Annotated in this window: 20 protein-coding genes; 11 read left to right on the top strand and 9 right to left on the bottom strand. The window is 52.6% G+C overall.

Annotation, left to right across the window (positions count from 1 at the left end):
- Positions 1–5 precede the first annotated feature (5 nt).
- From LH23_RS10515 to LH23_RS10505, 3 genes are read left to right on the top strand one after another with little or no spacing between them, the layout of a single operon-like run.
- Entirely contained in the window at positions 6–3,416 is a 3,411-nt protein-coding gene (locus LH23_RS10515) for a type VI secretion system protein (protein ID WP_039290924.1), read from the top strand.
- Positions 3,417–3,434: 18 nt separating this feature from the next.
- Positions 3,435–5,960 (top strand): type VI secretion system ATPase TssH, encoded by a 2,526-nt coding sequence (gene tssH, locus LH23_RS10510; RefSeq protein WP_039296541.1) that lies wholly within the window; start codon positions 3,435–3,437, stop codon positions 5,958–5,960.
- Positions 5,957–7,063, top strand: a complete 1,107-nt coding sequence (locus tag LH23_RS10505) for a VasL domain-containing protein (protein ID WP_039290922.1) — start codon at positions 5,957–5,959, stop codon at positions 7,061–7,063. Before tssH ends, LH23_RS10505 begins: the two co-directional genes overlap by 4 nt.
- 170 nt (positions 7,064–7,233) lie before the next feature.
- Here LH23_RS10505 and LH23_RS10500 read toward each other — a convergent pair whose 3' ends face one another.
- The 4 genes from LH23_RS10500 to LH23_RS10485 form a co-directional block, all read right to left on the bottom strand.
- A complete protein-coding gene (locus tag LH23_RS10500) occupies positions 7,234–7,674 on the bottom strand; it encodes a hypothetical protein (RefSeq protein WP_039290920.1) in 441 nt (146 codons plus the stop codon).
- A 15-nt stretch (positions 7,675–7,689) separates the two neighbouring features.
- A complete protein-coding gene (locus LH23_RS10495) occupies positions 7,690–10,233 on the bottom strand; it encodes a fimbria/pilus outer membrane usher protein (RefSeq protein WP_081946069.1) in 2,544 nt (847 codons plus the stop codon).
- Complete coding sequence (locus tag LH23_RS10490; RefSeq protein ID WP_039290917.1) at positions 10,233–11,036, bottom strand: fimbria/pilus periplasmic chaperone; 804 nt, start codon at positions 11,034–11,036, stop codon at positions 10,233–10,235. The genes LH23_RS10495 and LH23_RS10490 overlap by 1 nt, the downstream gene beginning before the upstream one ends.
- Positions 11,037–11,507: 471 nt before the next feature.
- A complete protein-coding gene (locus LH23_RS10485) occupies positions 11,508–11,849 on the bottom strand; it encodes a DUF1294 domain-containing protein (protein WP_039290915.1) in 342 nt (113 codons plus the stop codon).
- Positions 11,850–12,168: 319 nt separating this feature from the next.
- On the opposite strand from LH23_RS10485, the gene LH23_RS10480 reads away from it, so the two are divergent.
- Positions 12,169–12,453 (top strand): hypothetical protein, encoded by a 285-nt coding sequence (locus LH23_RS10480; protein WP_052050169.1) that lies wholly within the window; start codon positions 12,169–12,171, stop codon positions 12,451–12,453.
- A 31-nt stretch (positions 12,454–12,484) separates the two neighbouring features.
- On the opposite strand, the gene LH23_RS10475 is transcribed toward LH23_RS10480, so the two are convergent.
- Both LH23_RS10475 and LH23_RS10470 read right to left on the bottom strand, forming a co-directional pair.
- Entirely contained in the window at positions 12,485–13,771 is a 1,287-nt protein-coding gene (locus LH23_RS10475) for a DUF445 domain-containing protein (protein WP_039290913.1), read from the bottom strand.
- Entirely contained in the window at positions 13,771–14,679 is a 909-nt protein-coding gene (locus LH23_RS10470) for a LysR substrate-binding domain-containing protein (RefSeq protein ID WP_039290910.1), read from the bottom strand. The genes LH23_RS10475 and LH23_RS10470 overlap by 1 nt, the downstream gene beginning before the upstream one ends.
- Before the next feature lie 164 nt (positions 14,680–14,843).
- On the opposite strand from LH23_RS10470, the gene LH23_RS10465 reads away from it, so the two are divergent.
- Positions 14,844–15,617, top strand: coding sequence for an SDR family NAD(P)-dependent oxidoreductase (locus LH23_RS10465; protein WP_039290908.1), 774 nt, complete (start codon positions 14,844–14,846; stop codon positions 15,615–15,617).
- A gap of 63 nt (positions 15,618–15,680) precedes the next feature.
- On the opposite strand, the gene LH23_RS10460 is transcribed toward LH23_RS10465, so the two are convergent.
- Complete coding sequence (locus tag LH23_RS10460; RefSeq protein WP_039290906.1) at positions 15,681–16,031, bottom strand: hypothetical protein; 351 nt, start codon at positions 16,029–16,031, stop codon at positions 15,681–15,683.
- Between the two features lie 210 nt (positions 16,032–16,241).
- Between LH23_RS10460 and uspG the strand changes: the two genes are divergently transcribed.
- Positions 16,242–16,673: a universal stress protein UspG gene (gene uspG / locus LH23_RS10455; protein WP_008455928.1), complete on the top strand. Its 432-nt coding sequence runs from the start codon at positions 16,242–16,244 to the stop codon at positions 16,671–16,673.
- Positions 16,674–16,717: 44 nt separating this feature from the next.
- Here uspG and LH23_RS10450 read toward each other — a convergent pair whose 3' ends face one another.
- A complete protein-coding gene (locus LH23_RS10450) occupies positions 16,718–18,103 on the bottom strand; it encodes an amidohydrolase family protein (RefSeq protein ID WP_039290902.1) in 1,386 nt (461 codons plus the stop codon).
- 49 nt (positions 18,104–18,152) lie between these two features.
- Positions 18,153–18,758, bottom strand: a complete 606-nt coding sequence (locus LH23_RS10445) for an ankyrin repeat domain-containing protein (RefSeq protein ID WP_039290900.1) — start codon at positions 18,756–18,758, stop codon at positions 18,153–18,155.
- A gap of 179 nt (positions 18,759–18,937) precedes the next feature.
- Between LH23_RS10445 and LH23_RS10440 the strand changes: the two genes are divergently transcribed.
- The 5 genes from LH23_RS10440 to LH23_RS10420 all read left to right on the top strand — a co-directional run bounded on the left by LH23_RS10440 (position 18,938) and on the right by LH23_RS10420 (position 22,197).
- Positions 18,938–19,867: a LysR substrate-binding domain-containing protein gene (locus LH23_RS10440; protein WP_039290898.1), complete on the top strand. Its 930-nt coding sequence runs from the start codon at positions 18,938–18,940 to the stop codon at positions 19,865–19,867.
- Positions 19,868–19,958: 91 nt separating this feature from the next.
- On the top strand, positions 19,959–20,543 hold the full coding sequence (locus tag LH23_RS10435; protein ID WP_039290895.1) for a DUF2239 family protein: 585 nt from the start codon (positions 19,959–19,961) through the stop codon (positions 20,541–20,543).
- Positions 20,536–20,877: a GIY-YIG nuclease family protein gene (locus LH23_RS10430; RefSeq protein ID WP_039290893.1), complete on the top strand. Its 342-nt coding sequence runs from the start codon at positions 20,536–20,538 to the stop codon at positions 20,875–20,877. The genes LH23_RS10435 and LH23_RS10430 overlap by 8 nt, the downstream gene beginning before the upstream one ends.
- Positions 20,861–21,742, top strand: a complete 882-nt coding sequence (locus LH23_RS10425) for an alpha/beta fold hydrolase (protein ID WP_039290890.1) — start codon at positions 20,861–20,863, stop codon at positions 21,740–21,742. The genes LH23_RS10430 and LH23_RS10425 overlap by 17 nt, the downstream gene beginning before the upstream one ends.
- 11 nt (positions 21,743–21,753) lie before the next feature.
- A complete protein-coding gene (locus LH23_RS10420; protein ID WP_039290888.1) occupies positions 21,754–22,197 on the top strand; it encodes a hypothetical protein in 444 nt (147 codons plus the stop codon).
- The last annotated feature ends 40 nt before the right edge of the window (positions 22,198–22,237 follow it).

The following is a 22,237-nucleotide window of genomic DNA, read 5'->3' as shown; positions in this document are numbered from 1 at the left end:
ATACTATGCTTAAAAAATTAGCTTGTTTTACTGGTTGGCTGTTGGTTCTGTGCTTGTCGCTGTTGTTTAGCTTTACCCTTGGCCTATGGCAAGACTGGCGCACATCCTCAATATTGGTCTTTTGGCTGTTGATGCTGCTCGTGACCGTTTTGTTATGGTGCGTTGGGCATGCTCTTGTTCTGGTTATAAAGGGTAAAAAAGGGCGCCGCCTCTTCGAAAAATTTCGCCTTTCCCGCCGTGAATTTGTGCTGAAAGCTCACTGGAAAACCGGGGCCAGTATTATCAAGCGGGCACGGCGCCAGCGAGAGAAGCTCCCTTTATTTCTCCTGCTGGGCGATCGCTGCGGAAAAAGCACGCTATTAGCCAGCGCCGGTTTGCCTACATTTTATAACAACGCCGATGACACCTTAATCAGACCGACAAGGACACTGCGCTGGTGGTTCTTCCGCCAACTCTGCGTATTGGACGTCTCCAGTAATTTTCTTTCCGGTTCTCCGGCTGTTGCTCAGGCATGGAAAAGACTGGTGCAATGGTGCACAAGCATGCCTGCCCCGGCGGGAGTGATTATTGCGATTCCGGTGACATCGCTGCTAAACGCGGATCTTAGCGCACTTCATGCACTTATCCGCCAGCAACGAGCACTTCTGGAGCCGCTTGTCCGTCGTTTTGGTGAACAGCTGCCACTCCATATTGTCATCACACAATGCGATCGCTTTCCCGGCTTCAGCCTTTGGGCTCAGCAACTCTCAGACGAGCAACGCCTACAGCCGTTAGGCTACACCTGGAGCCATCCCCCACATATCGATGGGCAAGATGAACAAATCCTGCACCCTCTATTTTCAGCGTTGAAGCTAGGGATGTCGCATGTTCGACTCAGCATGGGGCGGTCTGTCGAACTCACGGCAACTGAAGACACAACGCTGCTTAACTTCCCGGAGGAATTCTCGCGGTTGGAACCTGCGCTTCGTTATGCTGTGGCGTCATTATGCGAACCGAACGCGTACTTCAGGCATACCAGTCTCAGCAGCATATGGTTCTGTGCGACGGAACCGTTAGAAGAAAACCGCAGCCGCCGGGCGGGCCTTTTTGTTCATCATCTGCTGGCTAATCATTTAAAAGATCTTGGTCTCCGTCGGGGCAACCAGCGCTGGCTGGAGCGTCCGCACGTAAGAAAGATATGTTCCGCGACGCTTGCCCTTGCTGCCCTCTGGATAGCGGTCAGCGCATGGCTAAGTTTTGACTACTTAAAGGCAACGGAATCGCAATCTGCCCCTGACGGCCTGGCCGCATTTTTAGCCAAAGATGAGCAGCGACATTTTCTGTCACCTCGTTATCTGCCATTTTTCCCTTTACTTGAAGCAAGGCGACAGAAAACTGAAGCACACCTACTGCAAACGCCTTCAAAAAAACGCCAACCAGAGATCGCCCTGGATGCTTATCAATGGCAGGTATTGCGTGCGGCACCGGAGGAGCAGCGCGATCTTATCCTCTCTCTCGCCGATGCGGTGATTACCTGGCAGCAAATGCGGGATGGCTTTACGCTTGACGCGCTTCAAAAAAATCCGCCGGTAAAAAAAGCCTTACTGCAGCGAGAATATCCACGAACACTCTCCCCACTTTCCATTATGGCGATTGAGCGCCACTTCATGCTCAGCTCCGACGGGGAAAAGTGGCTGCTTACGGCCCGTCGTCTGCTGGAAAGTTTGCTAAATCACGATCCTGCCCTACAGTGGCTTGTTGCGCCAGGCGCTCTGCTTCCTCCGCTCCAGGCCGCTGCCTGGTGGCCATCGCTACCCGACTCGATAATGCTGTCAGGCCTCTGGACACTTGAAGGCGAAAAAAAGTTATTCGGCTGGATAAGCACCCTGGAAAAAGCAGTCTCTCATCCCCTGCCGATCCTCACGCAGGAGAAAACGCGCTGGCCAACACAGCGGCAGGATGCATGGCGACAATACCTGATTGAGGTGAGCGCCCATTTGTCTCACATCACGCCCGCAAAGCTAGCACGCCCCCATCTCGTGGCGATGGGGCAGAATAAAAGTTCAGCAATGCAATTTGTACACCGTACGCTGAACGAGCTTCAGGACATTAAAGCGCCTCAGGCGCAGCCCTGGCTGCAGACGCTTCGACAGCTTCAGCAACTGTCGACAGAGGCAAACGCAAGTACCATTGTACGCCGCACCACACAAATCGACAGGCAGGTTCGCCAGACTCTCACCGACTGGCTGCAAGGCAACAGGGATAGCAAAATGCCTGACAGCGCTGCGCCCGCCGACCGAGCATGGCTTCACTGGCAAACAGTTCGAAACAAAGCCGTCAAAGAAGCCGTATCACAAGGTGCCCCAGATGCACACTTGACCCGTGCTCTTTTTGCAAAAAATGAGAACGGCGACGGTAACCCTATAACCGATTTATTACCTGCACTCACTGCACTTCAGGAACATATAACCCCCCAAAATACTGACGCCGGAGTCAATGCCGTCTGGCTGTTTTATCAAAACGACGCTCAGCGTTTAGCGGCGAATGCTATCCACCAAAGTACCTGCTGGCTTAACGCGCAATGGAAGCGATCGGTTATTTGGCCCCTTGGGAAAAATAACGATACCCGTGGCTATGAACAACAACAGGCTTTGAGCCAGCAGTTGATAGGTGATTTTCTTCGCGGACCGGCCAATGCTTTTCTGGAAAAAGATAAAAGTGGTCTGAGTGCGGTGAGTTTTGCTGGCATACATGCCCCGCTGACGGCGGAGTTTATCCACCTCGTAAGGCACGGCTATCCGGCTGAAAAGCTGCTGGATATCCAGGAGCGAGAGTCAACGCGAGACGAAGACCAAATCACCGCATTAGTGACAAAAGTAACGGCCCTGGAAACCGAACAAAATGCGCTGTCGAAAAAAAGCTGGAAGCTCAATATCAGTAGCATGCCGGCTACCGTACCGGGTGGCGCACAGCTGGTACCAATCGGTACGCAGTTAACGCTGAGCTGCCAGAATGGCGAACAGAAATTTACCAGTATGAATTTTGCCGATACACAAAGCTTTAGCTGGCAGCCCGGCCATTGCACAGATGTTAGCGTCAGCGTCATGTTCCCAGGGTTTACCGTCCACCACCGCCTTTACGGTGAAGACGCCTGGCCGACCTTCATCCGCCGCTTTACCTCCGGGGAAGCATTATTCCAAAACAGTGAATTTGGCGACGATGCAGATTTGCTTGAGCAGACTGGTATCAAAAACCTGCTGGTTCGGTTTTCCCTCTCAGATACATACGAGCTTGAAACTGCCTGGCAGGCCTGGTACGCACGAGCGCAAAACATTGACGAACTCAACACGCAAATTGCCGACCTTGCATTTCGTTCAGAACAACACACTAGCACCCCTATTTCAGCGCTGCCCGGCGATATAGCGCAGTGTAATTAATACCTATTGGGAAAAATGATGAACCATTATTTAAAGTCAGTTATCAGCAAACTTAATACCGATAGCCGAAGCGCACTCGATGCCGCAGTGAGTCATGCAGCATCCCAGCAGCATACGGATGTCATGCCAGAACACCTGCTGTTGGCCATGATTCAGCAGCAAAGTACATTATTTGAAATGTTAGGTTTGCAAACGGGTTTGCCCGTCAGCCAGCTGTTCAGCGCTCTGCAGCATTCGCTTTCACAGGCGAATAAAGCGCCAGTGCCCACGCCGGTATTTTCCACCGAACTGGTAGAGTGGTTAATGAATGGATGGATGCAGGCTAGTGCCCAATGGGGAAACGACTCACTTACGCCTGAAGCATTGATTGCCAGCGCGTGCAGCGACAGCGTCAAACCGCTGTTCACTAAACAAGTTCAGCATGCCCTGCACTGCGAAACGGACAAAATTAACGCCCTCCTTCGTGCTTCTGTGCCAGCTCATAGCCCAAAAAACAATGACCACGGCGGCGCACAGACTTTACTCACGAAATACACCCGCAATCTTAGCGAACTGGCTCAAAACGGCAGCCTGGACCCGGTGCTGGGGCGTGAGTCTGAAATCAGACAAATGGTTGATATCCTGCTGCGACGTCGGCAAAACAACCCGATTTTAACAGGTGAACCAGGGGTGGGTAAAACAGCTCTCGCCGAAGGTCTGGCGTTACGTATTGCAGACGGCACGGTGCCCCCTGAACTGAGAGCAATGGAAGTCCTAACCCTGGATCTAGGGTTGCTACAAGCCGGCGCCAGCGTAAAAGGTGAATTCGAAAACCGCCTTCAGGCGCTGCTGAAAGAAATCACGCGTGCATCAAAGCCCATTATTTTATTTATTGATGAAGCCCATATGCTGATCGGCGCCGGTGGCCAGGCGGGACAAAACGATGCTGCCAACCTCCTGAAACCAGCCCTGGCTCGCGGCGAATTGCGCGTCATTGCCGCCACGACCTGGGCTGAATATAAGAAGTATTTCGAAAAAGATGCCGCATTGACCCGCCGCTTCCAGGTCGTAAAAGTAGCCGAGCCGGATATCGAAAATGCCACAGCCATGCTTCGAGCCATGACTCCGGCGATGGAGCAGCACCACGGTGTCCCCGTCTTAGAAAACGCAATCCATGCGGCGGTGACGCTTTCAAATCGCTATATCGCCGGACGACAAATGCCAGACAAATGCGTCAGTTTGCTGGATACCGCCTGTGCCCGAGTCGCCGTTTCTCAAACCCACGAACCAAAAGAAATTGAAGCAATTAACGTCCAACTACGTGCAATTAACAGCGAGTGCGAAGCCCTGAAGCGAGAGAACACAGCGCCGAAACGCCTTGAAGCCTTAACGCGGCAAACAGAGGATTTACAACAAAAGCTTGAAGTCCTTATGCAGGAGTGGAAAGAACAAAGTGCCCTGGTTCAACAATTATTGAACAGCAAAGATACCGCATTCATTACCCAGGCTCGGGAGACATTATCGACCCGCCATCAGCAACATGCCATGGTGTTTGAATGCGTCGATGCAACCTGTATTGCAGATGTTGTCGCCGACTGGACCGGTATTCCGCTGGGGCGAATGCTGGAGAAAGAGCACCAGCAAATCGACGCCTTATTTGATCGTCTGGCGGGCAGGGTAATAGGTCAGGATCATGCTCTCAGGCAGATCGCGCAGCAGATACGCATCAGTCGCTCGGGCATGAGCGATCCACTCAAGCCCATGGGTGTCTATATGCTTGCGGGCCCCTCTGGTACTGGTAAAACCGAAACCTCGCTTGCGCTGGCTGAATTGCTGTTTGGCGGCGAGGAAAGTCTGGTGACAATCAATATGTCCGAATATCAGGAAGCACATTCAGTTTCCGGGCTGAAAGGATCCCCGCCAGGCTACGTGGGCTACGGCCAGGGCGGCATTCTTACCGAAGCCGTTCGCCGCAACCCTTACTCTGTTGTTTTGCTCGATGAAGTAGAAAAAGCACACCCGGACGTTATGGAACTGTTTTATCAAATCTTTGATAAAGGCACGATCGAGGATGCGGAAGGTCAGCAGATCAACTTCCGCAACACGCTCATTATTATGACATCCAACCTGGCCAGCGGGACGCTAATGGCGACCTATGATTCAGGGAATACCGCCCCGGAAGTGCTGTGTGATGCCATTCGACCGGAATTTGAGCGTGTATTTAGCCCGGCACTCATGGGGCGCATGACACTAACGCCATACATGCCACTCTCTTCTGATGCGATGTATAACATCATTGCTCTTAAACTGGAGCGTTTGTGCAAACGCTATCAGAAAGCAACTGAGACTACTACGCTACCGGGCTACAGCAAAAGAGCCATAAATTGGATTTCCGAACGCTGCCGTGTGGCTCAAAGTGGTGCACGCGATATCGATCAGGTATTAAATCAGCACCTGCTTCCACTGATGGCCGAGAGCGCATTACACAGCGCGCCGGGAACCACCTTTAAAATCGACGTCAGTAAAAAAATCCTCACCCTGCGCACTGAGAAGGTCACAGCATGAGCGAGCCCATTAATACCGAGAATACCCGCACTCTGAAAATCAATAGCCACGATCCTCGTGGTCATCAGGCTTTTCTCCAGTTCAGCAATGACATGCACCGCTGGAAGATCTATTCAGACGACGGAAACTGGTGGCGTGAACGGGAAAAGGACTGCAATCTGTTATTTCAGAAATTTGGCTATGATCTGCAAACTGGCTTGTGGTACTGCCTGATTGCCTGCCATCGAAATAGCTGGAAAGGCGTTGCCAGTGGAACCCAGGTGTTTACCAGCGGCTTTACCAAACAGCATCCCCCCTGTTGGCCCCCGCTGGCCGCGCTCGATCTGCGTCGCCAAATGATTGATGACTACTGCCGTTATTTGACACCTTTAATTTATTGTCTGCCTTTACAGACGGACAACATCCCGGCGATGGAGCAGTTACTGATGTCCTCGGGCATGTTAGAAGCCCTGACCACCGAGCTACAGTCATCCCAGGGAGATGCATTCCGGCAGCTCTCTTTATGGCTGGAAATGAACATCAAAATGCTGCAACAACAAACCCAGCAGCTCAAAGCACCCGCGCCGGCAGCCCCTAAGCCAGAACCCACAATAATGCACCTGCAGCTTCCAGAATCCCGGCCATTAAGCTGGCTCAATAAGTTTTGCTGGTGCGCCACTGGCGCGGCCCTTGCTGTTTGCATTTTAATCCTTTACCAAAGCACCGATAACCCCGAGGTGTTGCGGATGACCAACACGTTCTGGAAAGATAATCCGTTGGTCACCCAATGGAAAAAAAAGCAGGTGATTGCCAGTAAATCTGCGCCGGCGAACACTACCTATGAGGAGCTTATTTCACAACTTACAGCGATTGAAAAACGGCTTTTAGAAGCGGAACAAAAAAAAACGGCCTACATGACCATTTCAGAATTAAAAACAGCAGTCTATCAATTACGCGAAACCGTTCATCGGCAAAACACCATGGTAGAAAATCAGCTTAATCAGATCCAGTTATTAAAAGAGAACAATCGACAGATACCACCGGCGCAGCTGTACGTGCTTTCAGCCAAACTTGAAGGATTAAAAAGTAAATTTCTGCTATTAAAAATGGAGGAAGGGATTTAATCAAAAAAAACAACACCCAAAGAAAAAACCTTAACTTAATTGGAGTTAAGGTTTTTTAACATTAAAAACATGAACAATCATCAAAGCATTTCATTCAATACGCCCCTGCCCAAAAAAATGCCATGCATTATCGACATGGCATTTAGATTTCTTAATTTATATATCCTGTTTTATGCATCAACCGGTAGACATTCACCGGCAACATTAAAAGTATACACATCAGGGCGTGGCGTCTGATTCACGCTAGCGAAAATGGTAAAGCGCGTATCGCTTAACGTGTCTACCGTCGTGACACCTTTTCTTTCGGCGGAGTCATCCACTATCCACCCCTGTCCGCCAAGCGTCACGTAGATAATATTGCCTTGATTATGTTTGCCTCGAACAATATAGGTATTTGCCACATCATCAACTTTTTCGGCATTAAGCCAGACATGATGCTTACCCCGGCAACTAAACTGCCCTGATACAACTTCATCCCCAACATTTATCGCTTTCACAAACATCGTTTTTGGCTGAAGGCGAATATCCAGCTCAGCCGCCTTTAGTGGCACGGACGCCATTACCAGCAAAACGCCAGTAATAAACCCCATCATTTGACCTTTCTGCATCATGCTCTATCCCTGTATTCAGTTGCACTGGCTTTGGCTGAGATAAACCCCCGCCAGACCTTTCTCTTTCGGCAGTTGATAGTTTGCCCGGCACTGTTTCCCCTCTCCCCACTGCACCAGCAGCGAGCCTTTATCAGGTAAACCAGACATATATACTTCACTCTCGTTACCCACTACACCGGTCGCTCTGGCGTTTTCGTTGCCCTCCAGACTGACAACGGCGCCGAACGGTACGGGCTTACCACCAGGCTGGCTCAAAGCAATCAAGGCTCGGCCGCCGATGCGTGTCTGGAAGGTTGCGGGCACTACGGCACCTTTTGTCGGCGTCACGCGAGTATCGGTTTGCGTAATTTCAGCATCCTCAGGCAGGGAGACAGGATCCAGCGTGACGGTGTTATCCTGGTAGGGCGAGAGATAACCCAGCGTGGTGAAACCGCGGAAATCTGTTCTGACGCCCGTCCAGTTATTCACAGCCACGCCGCTGGCACCCGGCGCTTCGACCAGTGCAGTGGTGGTACCTAACGTTTGCCCAAACGTCACGCCATTGCGATGGGCAATGACACCACCGCTGAGCTGGGCGTTCATTTGTCGGGAATTTTTGCTGTAGTTATAGCCACCGCCGATATTGCCGTAAGCGCCGCTCCAGTCCATATCCACGCTGCTGCTTTGGGCAGAAGAATCGCCCTGGGTAATATTCTGACGCAGGTTCCAGTTCAGCTGGCGGTCAAATGCACGTCCGTTCAGGCCAGCCACATAGCTGGTGTCGCGCCCGGTTCCACCCTGTACCTGAGTAGATGCCCACATGTCGAAGGTAGAAAGAGGGATATTCACCCACAGCCCATATTGCTGTTCCTTGCGATTGTGATTACGGTTGCCGCCGCCATAACGCGATACGGTTTGCTCCGTCATGCTAAGAGACCAGGAAACACCTTTCCATGAAGAGCCAAAAGATGCAGAAAGATAGTCCTGATCCGCCTTGCCGTTTCGGTAGGTATTGCGCGTCCCGCTGAGGCTGAAACTGCCAATGCTGCCAAGTGACTGGCTGAGCGTCAGGCTAGTCCGGTTCTTCACCGAGTCCCCGCTGGAATAGTATCCACTGTAACCGTCTTTTCTCCAGGTATTCAGAACGTCTGAAAGCGTTGTGTAGTCAGGCGAAGTGTATCGATAATGAGAAAATGAAATGCCGGTGTTTGTCGTGTCCAGCGTTTTGCTGTAGCGCAGCCCCCAAAGAGCCCCCTGAGTGGATTCCTGCGATTTTTTCTGCCCGCGGGCATGAATACCATTCAGCGAAACGGCACCATAGTTTCCGGCAGAAAGCCCAAGCCCAAAAGATGCCGCCTGATAATGGTCGGCAAACTGCCCGCCACCGAACACTGTCAGGCCCAGCGGCAAACCGTATATCGCCGTCAACTGGCCGACTGGGGTCTGTTCCACAGCCGAGTTTGACGAATGATATTCACCCACAGAAACGTTATATTTTAAGTAGCCCTGCCGCACGGCAATGGCCGGTGTCGTCCAGGGTACCAAGAAGACCTGGTTATTGCCGTCGGACTCCAGCACCGTCACCTCCAGGTCCCCTCCAGAGCCGGTAATTGCCAGATCCGTTAGTTCGAACTCGCCGGGTGCCACCGTGGTGCTGTAGATAAGATAGCCATTCTGGCGCACCTCAATATTTGCCCTGGTTCGGGCAATACCTCTGACCTGTGGGGCAAATGCACGTTGGCTGAATGGCACCATACTTTCATCCGTACCGACCATCACGCCTCGAAACGGCACGCTGTCGAAAACATCTGAGGGGGTATAATACTCCCCGAACGTCAGGCGACTCTTGAAGTCATTCAGCCCACGTTCCACGCGCGAATATGCTCGTTCCCATTTACCATCCTGGCCGCTTGTTTTTTGCCAGCTCAGCAGGTTTCGAAAGCGCCAAGCACCCAGATTCAAGCCTGGCTCTAGCTGCGCAGAGCCAGAGGTGCTTGATGTACCACTATTTCGGTACTCCATTTCCCGAATGCTGGTTCGGTAATTGAGCAAGAAAGCGGGAATGCCGTCGTCCCATCGTCCTTCCGGGGCGATCCCCTTCACAACCGGCCACATCGCAATCTGAGGCACAGAGATCTGTAGTTCCATTCGGTTAAAATCAAACTGCTCAGAAGCATAAGGAATGACCGACATCGTGGCACATTCATTCTCCGGAAAAACCGTCTCCTCCCCCTTAAACAGCCCCGGCCAGTCCTTCACTTTCACACCGTATTGCATCAGTTGAGTTCTCGTCAGACAGGTGCGAAGTCGGTTGTTGCCGTCAGAATCTTTTGCTAACCGAAAATCCATGTTCCGGATATCCTGGCGCACGCCGTTAACCAAAATCTCGACCGGGTAGATTCCCGGTAGCTGCCCACCCTGCTCGAACACGGACACATCAACATCCTGGCCTAACGCTGTGGTGTCGAAAGACCACGTTCGTGCCTGCAGGCTACCCGGCAGAGCAGATAAACAAACACATGCCAGCGCTGTTCTCTTAAAGACGCGGGAAAGGTGCGGGCGAGTTAAGGGGGAGTACATCAGTTTTTCTCCCTGTACAGAACGCTCTCGCCGCCGAAATCGTTGATAACTTTCCATTCCACGGTGCCATTACCGCCCGCTGGCAATGTAAATGTTTCAGAAGATAGTGGCGCAATGTAGCGCTTGTCTTTCACCTCTTTTCCGCCTACCGTGAGCTGGCTGAGGTTGATATAAAACGGCGAGCCGTTGGTTACCTTCAGCTTATCGCCCGACTTCTGCCATTTAAGCGCTGCAGCGGCATCATCAGGTTTGCCTTTTACCCCTGCCGGGCGGATAAACATTTTGATGCAGCTATTGACCGAGAATTTGACGCTAAAAGAGGTTACTTTTGACTCATCGCTTCCTTTCTCGTCCTTCGCCCAGAGATCGTCTGCCTTAGGTGGAATACCTTTTACGCAAACCCAGTGCAGCGACTCGCGGTCTGTGGCGTAATCACCGCCGGTACGGATGAGACGGAGGCGCGAGGTCTGCCCGCCGTCCAGGCGGAAAAGCGGAGGCGTGACCGTGAAAGGCGCTTTGGTGGTTTTATCTTCAAGAAAAATATCCGTCTGCACCAGCATCGGATAATTTTGTGAATTCACAACGGAAAGCATGGCCCCGGACTTTGCCGGATCGTAAATAATACGATTTGCTCCTAGCTTGACGGAAAACTGCTGAACATCGACATTACTTGCCGCACCACCTTCTACATTATTTGCCAACACAACAGGACTAAATAAACAAAGTGATAAAAACGCGGGAAGATAACTCCCTTTTCTTTTCACCGTATAATTAATCATTCCAAATTGATTTAAAATAGTCATAGGGCTACCTGCCTTTTATCCGGCACAATGGTTTATTCCATTATTTAATGTCTATAAATAAATATCTAGAACACAGACCATGTTATTTGCCAACAGTAATAAAGGCACCTGCTATTGACCGGTACCTCATGATTAACATGCTTAAAATGAAAGTTCAGATAACGCATCGTAACCTAAAGACCAGACCACTACGCAATCACTATCAAATCAGCCCCGACAATTAAGCATAGTGAGAATCCAGGCACACCTAAAAAGAGCTTAATTAAAACCATTAAGGCCAAATGATGCGCCCCTCAGGGCTTCATTAACATTTGATCATCTAATTTATCACACACACTTAAAATCAATTTAATTTTAAGCAAGGGATTATTAATTCATTAAAAACATTAACAGTTTAACAAAGCCACTTGAAAAAATAAAAACACATAGCAAAACTCATTGCATTATCTCACCAGATATACAAAGTTAATATTACCTGGGTAAATAAAATTCATATACAATGGCAAAGACAGCAATTAAATTTATTATCACGGTAATAAAAAACCAGCGTCTGAACGGCTGCTTCAGTGTTTTATGGCGAAAACTTTGCTGGGCCAGAATTGCCCCGGGCCAGCCGCCTGTCAGCCCAAAGAGAAGCAATGTTGCCTCCGGCACACGCTGCCAGCCTTTTATCGCAGCCAGTTTGTCACCGCCGTAAACCAGCAGAGTGAGTACATTCACCAGTACAAACCACATGATCAATGAGTAAGGAATAAAAATGCTGCCCGCCGCGGTAAGCAGCAGCAGAAAATAGCAGAAAGGGTTAAGCGTCATAAGTTACCGCTGTAATAGCCGATTGAAAATAAAACGAAAGTATATCTAATTAAATTTCATGGGTCTTGTCAGGCAGCCTGGAGATCGGTGCCTCAATAAATTACAGTTATTATCATTAGCAGATTAATTATTTCATTGTAAATGAAATTGATTTATATCCTATTGATTATAGAGAGATCGCTGGTAAGCAATTGTGGCAAATGACACGCTCTTTTACTTTTCTCCCCCCGCTCACACTTCACGCCGCAGTAGACTTATCGGTACCGCCATCTCCTAACGGAGCGGGCACCCAAAACGCTAATGTCAGCAGGTGAATAACATGCATAAAGCCATCAAAATGCTGCTTGCCAGCTCGATTTGCTTGCCTTTATTCGCCGCAGCGGCCGACCCCGTCATTCCCTGGGCCGACAACAGCGGTGGAACCGAAAGCCAGCACATCGCCGCCATGGGGCAAAACCTTAACGGCCAACATCAGGCCATCAGCAAAACGCAGGAAGGCGTCTGGGCGGATAACAGCGGCTCGCCAGGCGCTGATGAACAGGCACTCAGCAGCAACAAACCTGCTTTCGCCGGTGATCCGAAACTTATGCCTCATCAGGGCTAACCACGCGGCACGGGGCCTCGCGCCCTGTGCCTTAAAACCTCAGCCCCCAGCCCTCAATCACGCCCGGCAATTGTGAAAGCAAATAGAGCACCAGCCCGACCGAGCCCCCCACCAGCGTGCCGTTAATGCGGATAAACTGCAGATCTTTGCCGATGTTGAGTTCAATCTGCCGCGACATGTCTTTCGCGTCCCAGCTTTTCACCGTGTCGCTAATGTGCCGGGTGAGAAACGCAGAGAAGTCCGGCGCAATATGCCGGGCGGCCTGCTCAAGGTGCTCATTCAGCGAGGCCCGCAGCGAAGCATCGGCCGTTAGCGTTTCCCCGAGCCATTGCCCCGCTTCGGCAATGCGCTTTTGCACCCGCGAATCATCGCTGGCAATGTCTGTTTTCAGCCAGCCCCGCAGGTCATTCCAAAGCTCGCCGAGGTAGAGATTAAACTTCTCATCCTCTTTCAGATAACTTTTGATCGTTTCCGCTTTGGCGGCCATTTCCGGGTCATTTTTCAGACTGTCGATAAGCCGCTGTACGGCACGGTCAAACGCCCGGCGAAGCTGGTGCGTTTTGTCCTGGCTCACGTCATCCAGCAGAGAATTCACGGCGTCGGATACCAGCTCTGCGCTTTGCTCGCCCAGCCATTCGGTAGGCAGCACCCTGGCCTTAACCGGGTGCTCGGTTTCCAGCCAACGGACGATCTGGCGGGCAATAAATTCCCGGCTGGCCGGTTTTTCCAGCAGCGCCAGCAGTTGCGCGATCACCGAGTCGAGCAACGCCTGATGGCGGTTATTTTTGGTCAAACTTTCCAGCAATAGCGCGCTGGAATAGCTGAGATCGACTTTATCAATGGCCTTGTGCACCGCCCGGCGAATCAGCCCCTGAATCCGCATGTCATCGGTAAGAGACAGCCACGCTTCCATCACCTTGAGCATGTGCCGCCCTACCTGCTGAGCATTTTCGGGCTGCCGGAACCAGGTCCCCATCATCTGCGCCGGCTCGTGGCGACGAATCAGGTCAACCAACGACTGGGTGTCCAGAAACTTTTCCTGCACAAACTTGCCAAGATTCTCACCGATACGATCTTTATTACGCGGGATAATGGCCGTATGCCGGGCAATAAACGGGATGGGTACCCGACGAAACAGCGCCACTACCGCAAACCAGTCCGCCAGGGCGCCGACCATCGCCGCTTCAGAAATCGCTTTCAGGCCGCTGACCCAGAAACTGGGTGGCAAAAATAAGGTCACGACAAACGTTGCCGCAGCAATCAGCAAAAGTGAGAGCGCCAGCCGTTTGGCGCGCTTTAATTCGGTGAGTTTTTCCATTACTTAAGCGTAGCGCCCGTCTCTGCCACCAGCCAGTCATGGAACAGAGTAACCTCCGGGCGTCGGCTGGAGCGCTCTGAACGCACGATAAAATAGGACCAGGTCAGCGGCCATTTGTGCTGCGGGAAAAGCTGGCGCAGTTGCCCCAGGTCGATCAGTTGCTGAACCAGAGCTTTGCGCACAACTGCCACACCACGCCCGCTCAGCGCAGCCAGAATAACGGCTGACGTAGAGTTAATGTGCAGGCCATTTTGCTCGCACAACGGTACGCCGATGCCCTGAGAAATCGTTTCCCAGTCCGGGAAGTTCGCCCCGGGATGCGGCGTGTCATCGTAGATAAGCTTCTGTTTCGACAGCCAGTCCGCTTCGGTGACGCCGGTCAGCAACTGCGGGCTGCAAACAATTACCGCCTCCTCATCCATTAACCACGTTGACTGCAAACCCGGCCAGTTGCCGGGGCCGCAGCGAATGCCGACATCGGCCTCGCCGTGCAGCACATCGGTCAGTTTTTCCGTGACGTTAAGGCGCAGGTCGATGCTGTCATGCTGCTCGGAAAAGCGGTTGAGGCGCTCCATCAGCCAGTTCATCATTAGCACCTGAGAAGCGGTAATCACCACCACGGCGCGGGCTCTGGCACCGCGCAGCTTATTCAGCCCCTGCTCCAGGCTATCCAGCCCAACGGTAATGTCCTGCAGCGCCTCCTTTGCTTCCTCAACCAGAGTAAGTCTTTCTTTCCCGCTGCGGGTGCGGTGCAGCAGCGGATGGCCAACCCACTCTTCCAGGGAACGAACAAGCTGCCCCACGGCGGCGGGTGTTACGCCCAGTTCCTCCGCAGCGCCGGTAAAGCTGCCGTGGCGCGCCGTGGCTTCAAAGGCGTGCAGCCATTTCAGGCGATTCAACGATCTCATATTTTCTCTTCGACAAAAGACGACATACCGACAAGATAGTTTTTCTTTCTCGATATGCAAGTTCTTATGCTTCGTCAGGCCCAAATGGTTTTGGCATTCTGTCGCCATTCCGAAGCGCCACGCAGGCAGCTTCATCTTATTAAGCAACGAGAAACGAGGTCATCATGTCTACATCATTCGCAGGTAAGAAACTTTTAGTTGTTGGCGGCACCAGCGGTATGGGTCTGGAAAGTGCTCGTCAGGTGCTGGAAAACGGCGGGAAAGTTGTGCTGGTCGGGAATCGCGCGGAGAAAGCCGAACAGGCACGCCAGGCACTGTCTGCCCTCGGTGAAGTGTCCGTCATCGTCGCGGACCTGATGAGCAGCGAAGGAATGCACAAAGTGATGGACGTGATTAACGCGGAGCACCGCGATATCAGCCTGTTGGTGAACGCCGCCGGGGTCTTCTTCCCGAAAGCCTTTACCGAACACGAAGAGGCGGATTACGACATGTACATGAACATCAACCGCGCGACCTTCTTCATTACCCGTGAAGTGGTGAAAAACATGGTTGCCGCCGGGATCAAAGGCTCAATCGTCAACATCGGTTCCATGTGGGCGCAGCAGGCCATCGGCGCCACGCCTTCTTCCGCCTACTCCATGGCGAAAGCCGGTTTGCATGCGCTGACGAAGAACCTTGCTATTGAACTGGGTTCGCACGGTATCCGCGTCAATGCGGTTTCACCGGCGGTGGTGCATACGCCAATTTATGAAGGCTTCATTCCTAAAGAAGATGTGGCGGGCGTGATGGGCAGCTTTGATAGCTTCCACCCGATTGGCCGAGTCGGCACCCCACGCGACGTTGCCGAAGTGGTTAGCTTCCTGCTGTCCGAGAATACCACCTGGGTAACAGGCGCGTTGTGGGATGTTGACGGTGGCGTGATGGCGGGTCGCAACTAAAACACCCATCCGGTAAAACAGAAAAAGCGCCTCAAAGGCGCTTTTTTACTATCAAGTCGGTCATTACTGAGCAAATGTTTTGCAATTATCCGCGTTGAGAATTAACCCCAGTCGGCTGGCAGCAACCTGGTTTTCAGTGTGTGTACCGGCAAAGGCAAAGCCCTTTTTAACCAGGTTAACGGTGTAATACTTGTTGTACATAAACGCCCAAACGATCATCGCGATCATTGAGCCAATGCCTGCAGTAAAGACCCCCAAAATCAACAGCACAACAAATATGCCGATGAAGGTAATGAAGTCCTTACGGAACAGCGCAGGGAAAGAGCCAAAAAACAGTGTAGTCCATGAAAAACCATAGAACCCCGTAACCGTTTCACCAGTACGGGCATTCTGCATCAGGATTTTTGTAGCCATCCAGAATTATCCTCGGTATTGATTTGATATTTTTTTACGCCAAGCAAAGCTGCCAGGCCGACATATAATACAAATAATTGCACCCATTTTGGTAGTCACTAATTTAAGCGGTATAAATGAATATAGCGGTCGCAAACTCGGGAAAATTAAACTGATTTTCCCATCACTTAGTGCCAGGATGAATCAAACGTAACCCAAAGGAGATGAACGATGTATAAAACCATCTTAATGCCGGTGGATGTTTTTGAAATGGAGCTCACGGATAAAGCCATTCGCCATGCGGAATATCTGGCGAAAGAGTCTGAGGGCACAATCCACCTTCTGTACGTTCTGCCTAAATCCCCGCTGTTTAATACCCACGGTTTTTCCTCTGACATCCGTAAATTCGACGAGTACCTGAAGAAAAACGCCGAAGAAAAGATGGAAGAATTGCGCGGGCACTTCTCACTGCCTAAAGAACGCGTGGTGCTGGAGATTCGCTACGGCTCGGTACGGGATGAAGTGAACGAAGTCGCGCAGGACATTCATGCGGATGTCATTATTGTTGGCTCGAAGAACCCGTCTATTTCCACTCATCTGCTCGGATCTAACGCCTCCAGTATTATTCGTCACGCCCGCTTCCCGGTCTTTGTTGTTCGGTAAGGTGTAATTAAATAGCCTGCTTTTGCAGGCTATTTTCCCTCGCATTACATCACGCTTCCCCAGACTAAATTGCCCTGATGGAAGGTCGCGGTACGCGGCGAAATACGCGCCACCGCTTCCGCTGAGCATGATGCATCCACCAGCACAAAGCTCGCCTCATCCTGCGCCTTCGGCCAAACCTGTTTACCTTTATCATCCAGCGGCAAAATATTGCCGGTGGCAATCGCCAGCGAACGCGACAGGCTAAGCTCGCTCGGGCGAACGTAGAGCTGCGCATACAGGTTAGCTTTTTCCAGCATGTCGCCCAGCCCGTACGGCGACCAGTGATCGATCACGCTGTCGGTGCCAGTCATCACCAGCACGCCCTTTTGCTGGAGCTGCTTCAGCGGCATATGCAAAGTTCCGATGGGCACGGTAGAGGCGAGACTGATCTGCTGGGCAGCCATGCGCGTGGCAATATCCTCCACCTGCTGCGGCGTAAGGGTGGCCAGCGCAAAACCGTGGCTGATGGTAAGTTTGCCTTTAAGCTGCGGAGTTTTCTCAACCGTTTCCACCATGTAATTCACCGCCGCCACGCCCGCCGGACTGGTTTCATGCAGGTGAATATCCACGCCTTTGTCGTAATCAAGCGCTATCTGGAACATGGTATCGAGCGACTTCTCCATCGCGCCATCCACGTTGGTTGGGTCCAGGCCACCCACGTAGTGCGCCCCCGCCTGCATCGCTTCCCGCATCAGCGGTTCAGATTTTGAAAGCAGCAAACCGTGCTGCGGAAACGCCACGATTTCACAGTTCAGGCCTGACTTTCTCTCTGCCAGCACCGTCTGCAGGTTTTCAAGGTTTTTCAGCCCGGAAACCGGCTCAATGTTGCAGTGACTGCGGGCAATGGTCGACCCTTTGGACTGGATAAGATCGATAAGCTTTCCGGCGCGTTCTCGGGTGTAGGGCTGTAACTCCGGCAGAATTTTACGCTCGTAAGCAATCATATCCATGATAGTGGTGCCTTCCGGGCGGTTATGCACCTGCCACGGGCCACCATAGAACGTCTTGTCCAGGTGGATGTGCATATCGCGCATCGCCGGCAGCAACAGCTTACTCCCGGCGTCATAACTATGCAGCGTGCCGTCAGGGTGCGATTTATTGGCGCGAACTGCCGCAATTTTTCCGTCTTTGATTTCTAACGTATGTAGTTCGGTGCGGGTACTGACGGCGGTTTCGCCTTCGTAATTAAACCCGGTTTCCAGCAGCACATTGTCGAGGTAATAGTGTTTTTCGCTGATGGCATTCATTTGGCGGCTGCTCTCACTGGCAGTTGTAGGTGTTTTAGCGGCCCAGGCTGCGCTGCCGCTCGCCCCAAACAGCGCACAGGCGGCGGCAACTTTGCCGCTTCCGCTGATAAAGTCGCGACGGCTTTTTTCAATCTCAGTCATTATTATTTTTCTACCCAGAGTGTGATGGTGGTTGTCAGGAATACAGCGGCTATGCGCCCGCGTCTCTCAGCAGCTGAGCGATTTCGCGGTAGCCTTTTTCTTCGGCGAGCTCAAGCGGCGTTTTGCCGTATTTATCCGTCATATGCGGGTTGGCACCGTTTTCCAGCAGCAGCGAGACAATCTCCTGCTGCTTTTTGCCGCCGTCGTTCAGCACGATGGCCTCAAGCAGCGGTGTCCAGCCGAGGAAGTTGGTGTGGTTGACGTTAATCTCGGTGTGAGCCAGCAGCTCGCGCACAATCTCAACGTGGCCTTTCTCACTGGCAGGCGTAATGCCTACCCCGCCGAAACGCGTTAAGCGAGTCAGGTCAGGCTTAGTGGGTAGCAACAGGCGCAACAGCTTGAGATCGTTATTCAGGCAGCTAATCAGGAAGGGGTTAAAACAGGTTTCATCCTGCTGATTAACGTCCGCGCCTGCGTCAATCAACAGCGCCACGCAGTCGTATTTTTGCTTCAGGCTGGCAAGGGTTATCGCCGTTCTGCCCTGCCGGTTGCTGGCGTTAATATCCACGCCCTGCGCCAGGCATGCTTTCAGCGTTGACACGTCCCCGTTCAAAGCCGCCGTCAAAAACCCGGTTATCAGCTCGTTGTCAGACATCATGTTCTCCTGTCGTTCGCGGTTATGGCCGAAATTCGAGAATAACAACGCCCTGGCGGGAAAAACATCCGCTTAAAAAAGATTCATCGCTGATGCCGCTATTGTTGAATGTGTTTTAATAATTCTTTTCAAAATATGTCAAACTCCCCCGCATCGCGCGTCATCGAAGGGAGCACGGAATGAACTCCATCTTTACCGAAGAAAACCTGCAGGCCTTTACCTGTGCCGCCCGCTACGGCAGCTTCAGCCGTGCCGCCGAAGAGCTGGGTGTAACCACCTCCGCTATCAGCTACACCATAAAGCGTATGGAGACCTGGCTCGATGCACCGCTGTTTATCCGCAACACCCGCAGCATCGAGCTGACCGAATCCGGGATCTATCTCTACCGCAAGGCCAGCGACTTATTGAATGATTTTCAAGGGATCCGGCTGGGCATTGAGACCATTTCGCAGGGCATCGAAGCGAAAGTCAGGATTTGCATTAACCATCTGCTGTACACGCCTCACCATACGGCCAGACTGCTGAATATTTTGAAAAAGCAGTTCCCCGGCTGCCAGATTGCCATCACCACTGAGGTATACAACGGCGTCTGGGATGCGATGCTCAACAATCAGGTGAATATTGCTATCGGCGCGCCCGATGCCCTGCTGGGCGGGGGTGGCATTGATTATACGGAGATTGGCGTCATTCACTGGGCATTCGCGGTCGCGCCAAATCACCCCCTCGCCACGGCACAGGAACCCATCCCTGAAAGCCAGCTCAGGCTTTACCCGAATATCATGGTGGAAGATACGGCCTCTACCCTTAATAAAAAAGTGGGCTGGCTGCTGCACGGCCAGGATACCGTGGTGGTACCGGACTTCCCGACCAAATGTCAGTGCCAGATCCTGGGCGACGGCATCGGTTTTTTGCCGGATTACATGGCGCGTAGCGAGGTAGAAAACGGCCTGCTGACGATCCGCCAGGTCCATAACCCACGCCAGCATTCCCGCATGTTGCTTGCCACGCAGCACGCGGCGACGGGCCAGGTTACCCGCTGGATTAAACAGCAATTTCGCCCCGGCGGCGTGCTCGCAGAGCTGTATCAGGACTTGATGCACCAGGCCTGACCTCGCCCACCTATTTTACCCGGGTATAATTGACAACGTTAGCGCCTCCCGATAGGCTACTATTTTTACCCGGATAAAATAGGTATCACACATGCCTCCTGTTACTCTCACAGCCTTCCTACAGCGACGACAGATTGCCCACGGCAACCTGAGCGAACTGCTGCGGCAGCTAAAGGCCACGCCAATCGGCAACGAGCCGGTGTTTATCTTCAATGACCAGACCGGCAAACGGCTGGATATCCACGTGCAAGGGGATGAAGCCAGCGCGATTGCGGCTTACCCGGAGCTGGCCGAACAGCCAAGCGAAGAGGCCGCTGCGGTTAAAACTCGCGGCAGGCCAAAGCTTGGCGTATCGGCGAAGGAGGTCACCCTGCTACCGCGCCACTGGGAGTGGCTGGCCACGCAGCCGGGCGGCGCCTCTGCAACTTTACGTCGACTGATCGAACAGGCCAGAAAAGCCAGCGAACCGGCGGACAACAAACGCCGCAGGCACGAAAGCGCCTACCAGTTTATGCACGAGGTGGCGGGCGATCTGCCGGAGTACGAAACTTGCCTGCGCGCGCTATTCGCTGATGACGAAGTGGCCTTCAATGCCGCGATGGAAGGCTGGCCGCAGGATATTCGCCGCTATGCGGCAACGTTAGCTTTTGGCAAGCAGGAGTCCAAAAATGACTGAGGCAATAAACAAAAAAGATCTGAAGCAGAGCTATAAAGACAGCCCGACAACAGCGGGCATCTATTTGATCGCCAATACGCAAACTGGCCACAAGCTGCTCGCCAGCGCAGCAAATGCTCAGGGTGTGTTAAACCGCCATCTGTTTGAACTTAAGTTCGGGCAGCACCGCAATAAGGCGCTGCAGCAGGCCTGGAACCAGTATGGCGAGCCCGCTTTCGAGTTCACCGTACTCGAAAAGGTCAAACCGGATGAACAAAACGTTAAAGCCGCGCTGGAGAAGCTGCTGGAAACCTGGCAGCAAAAACTGAGGATCGCCCATGAACACAGCTACTAACCTGCCGGTTTCGCTCTATTTCGACGCCTTCGGTACTAAGCAAAACCCGGCCATAGCACTGCTACCGGGGCTGGGAAGCCAGAGCATCAGCTGGTCACAGCGCTTTTGCCAGCGGCTGGCCGACGCAGGTTTCTATGTTTTACGGGTCGATAATCGCGACTGCGGGCTGTCTCCCACGTTAAACCACGCGGGCGTGCCCGACCTGCAGGCACTCTCCCAGGGCCAAAGGATCCCCATCGCCTATACGCTCCAGGACATGGCGGCAGACGTTGCGCTCACGCTGGAAAAAGCCGGTATTTCAGCCGCGCACATCGTTGGCCGTTCCATGGGCGGTATGATCGCCCAACTGTTTGCCGTGCAATATCCGCAAAAAACGCGGTCTCTGTGCGTCATCATGTCCAGCACAGGGAATCCTCAGCTCCCGCCTCCGGCCCCCGATGTGATGACAATGCTAATGGGGCCGAAGCCGGATCCGCATTCGCACCAAAGCGCCTGGCTTGAGCAGCAACTCACGTTCTTCAGGCGCATTGCCTCAACGCACCTCCCGTTTGACGAGGAGTATTACACCGCGCTGTTAAAAACCTCGCTGGTACGCGCCAGTTCAATGCCCGGCATGCTGCGCCAGATTGCGGCGATGGCGGCCAGTGGCGATCTTCGCCAGGAGATAAAACGAATAGCGGCGTCCACGCTAGTGATCCACGGCACTCAAGATCCGCTCTTCCCAGTAGAAGCCGGGCAGGACATTGCTAAGACGATCCCCGCCGCAAAATTGCAGCTCATTGCAGGCATGGGGCATGAAATTCCTCCTGCGCTGGAAGAAGAAGTGGCTTCCCTGCTTCTCGCTCATTTTGCGGCCGGGAAATAACAGGAATAATTATGTTCACGTCCTCAAACGCGACGCCTTACCTGCAGCCTACCCCGCAGGCCGGGCGACATTTTGTGATGAAACAAATATCCGGGGAGGTTTATATGCTCAACCTCCTGCGTTTTCGGGAAGTAGCGGATTACTCAACCACGCCGGAATTAATGCCTCTTAGCCCGATTAGCGGCGCGGAAGCTTTTCAGCGCTATATACAGCACACGCTGCCGTTTTTACATAAAAGCGGCGGAGATATTATTTTCCTTGGTGCCGCTGACAGCTGGCTGATTGGCCCGCAGGATGAACGCTGGGACTGCGCCATGCTCGTGCGGCAGAGCAGTGCGGGAGCTTTTCTGGCCTTTGTGGATAATGAGGCTTATCTCCAGGGGATTGGCCATCGCACGGCGGCGCTGGAGGATTCTCGCCTGCTGCCGATGACACAGCGTGATTCCTTATTATAGATAAAGGCTTATAGATAAAATGGGTATGGTCAGCGTGAAA

Source organism: Cedecea neteri, from assembly GCF_000758305.1.
Taxonomy (GTDB): domain Bacteria; phylum Pseudomonadota; class Gammaproteobacteria; order Enterobacterales; family Enterobacteriaceae; genus Cedecea; species Cedecea neteri_C.
Note: the sequence above shows the minus strand (reverse complement) of the source record. Positions and strands in the feature narration are given on the sequence as shown.

Coding starts and splice junctions, on each gene's coding strand:
- LH23_RS10515 (WP_039290924.1), top strand. CDS start 6: ATGCTTAAAAAATTAGCTTGTTTTACTGGTTGGCTGTTGGTTCTGTGC.
- tssH (WP_039296541.1), top strand. CDS start 3,435: ATGAACCATTATTTAAAGTCAGTTATCAGCAAACTTAATACCGATAGC.
- LH23_RS10505 (WP_039290922.1), top strand. CDS start 5,957: ATGAGCGAGCCCATTAATACCGAGAATACCCGCACTCTGAAAATCAAT.
- LH23_RS10500 (WP_039290920.1), bottom strand. CDS start 7,674: ATGATGCAGAAAGGTCAAATGATGGGGTTTATTACTGGCGTTTTGCTG.
- LH23_RS10495 (WP_081946069.1), bottom strand. CDS start 10,233: ATGTACTCCCCCTTAACTCGCCCGCACCTTTCCCGCGTCTTTAAGAGA.
- LH23_RS10490 (WP_039290917.1), bottom strand. CDS start 11,036: ATGACTATTTTAAATCAATTTGGAATGATTAATTATACGGTGAAAAGA.
- LH23_RS10485 (WP_039290915.1), bottom strand. CDS start 11,849: ATGACGCTTAACCCTTTCTGCTATTTTCTGCTGCTGCTTACCGCGGCG.
- LH23_RS10480 (WP_052050169.1), top strand. CDS start 12,169: ATGCATAAAGCCATCAAAATGCTGCTTGCCAGCTCGATTTGCTTGCCT.
- LH23_RS10475 (WP_039290913.1), bottom strand. CDS start 13,771: ATGGAAAAACTCACCGAATTAAAGCGCGCCAAACGGCTGGCGCTCTCA.
- LH23_RS10470 (WP_039290910.1), bottom strand. CDS start 14,679: ATGAGATCGTTGAATCGCCTGAAATGGCTGCACGCCTTTGAAGCCACG.
- LH23_RS10465 (WP_039290908.1), top strand. CDS start 14,844: ATGTCTACATCATTCGCAGGTAAGAAACTTTTAGTTGTTGGCGGCACC.
- LH23_RS10460 (WP_039290906.1), bottom strand. CDS start 16,031: ATGGCTACAAAAATCCTGATGCAGAATGCCCGTACTGGTGAAACGGTT.
- uspG (WP_008455928.1), top strand. CDS start 16,242: ATGTATAAAACCATCTTAATGCCGGTGGATGTTTTTGAAATGGAGCTC.
- LH23_RS10450 (WP_039290902.1), bottom strand. CDS start 18,103: ATGACTGAGATTGAAAAAAGCCGTCGCGACTTTATCAGCGGAAGCGGC.
- LH23_RS10445 (WP_039290900.1), bottom strand. CDS start 18,758: ATGTCTGACAACGAGCTGATAACCGGGTTTTTGACGGCGGCTTTGAAC.
- LH23_RS10440 (WP_039290898.1), top strand. CDS start 18,938: ATGAACTCCATCTTTACCGAAGAAAACCTGCAGGCCTTTACCTGTGCC.
- LH23_RS10435 (WP_039290895.1), top strand. CDS start 19,959: ATGCCTCCTGTTACTCTCACAGCCTTCCTACAGCGACGACAGATTGCC.
- LH23_RS10430 (WP_039290893.1), top strand. CDS start 20,536: ATGACTGAGGCAATAAACAAAAAAGATCTGAAGCAGAGCTATAAAGAC.
- LH23_RS10425 (WP_039290890.1), top strand. CDS start 20,861: ATGAACACAGCTACTAACCTGCCGGTTTCGCTCTATTTCGACGCCTTC.
- LH23_RS10420 (WP_039290888.1), top strand. CDS start 21,754: ATGTTCACGTCCTCAAACGCGACGCCTTACCTGCAGCCTACCCCGCAG.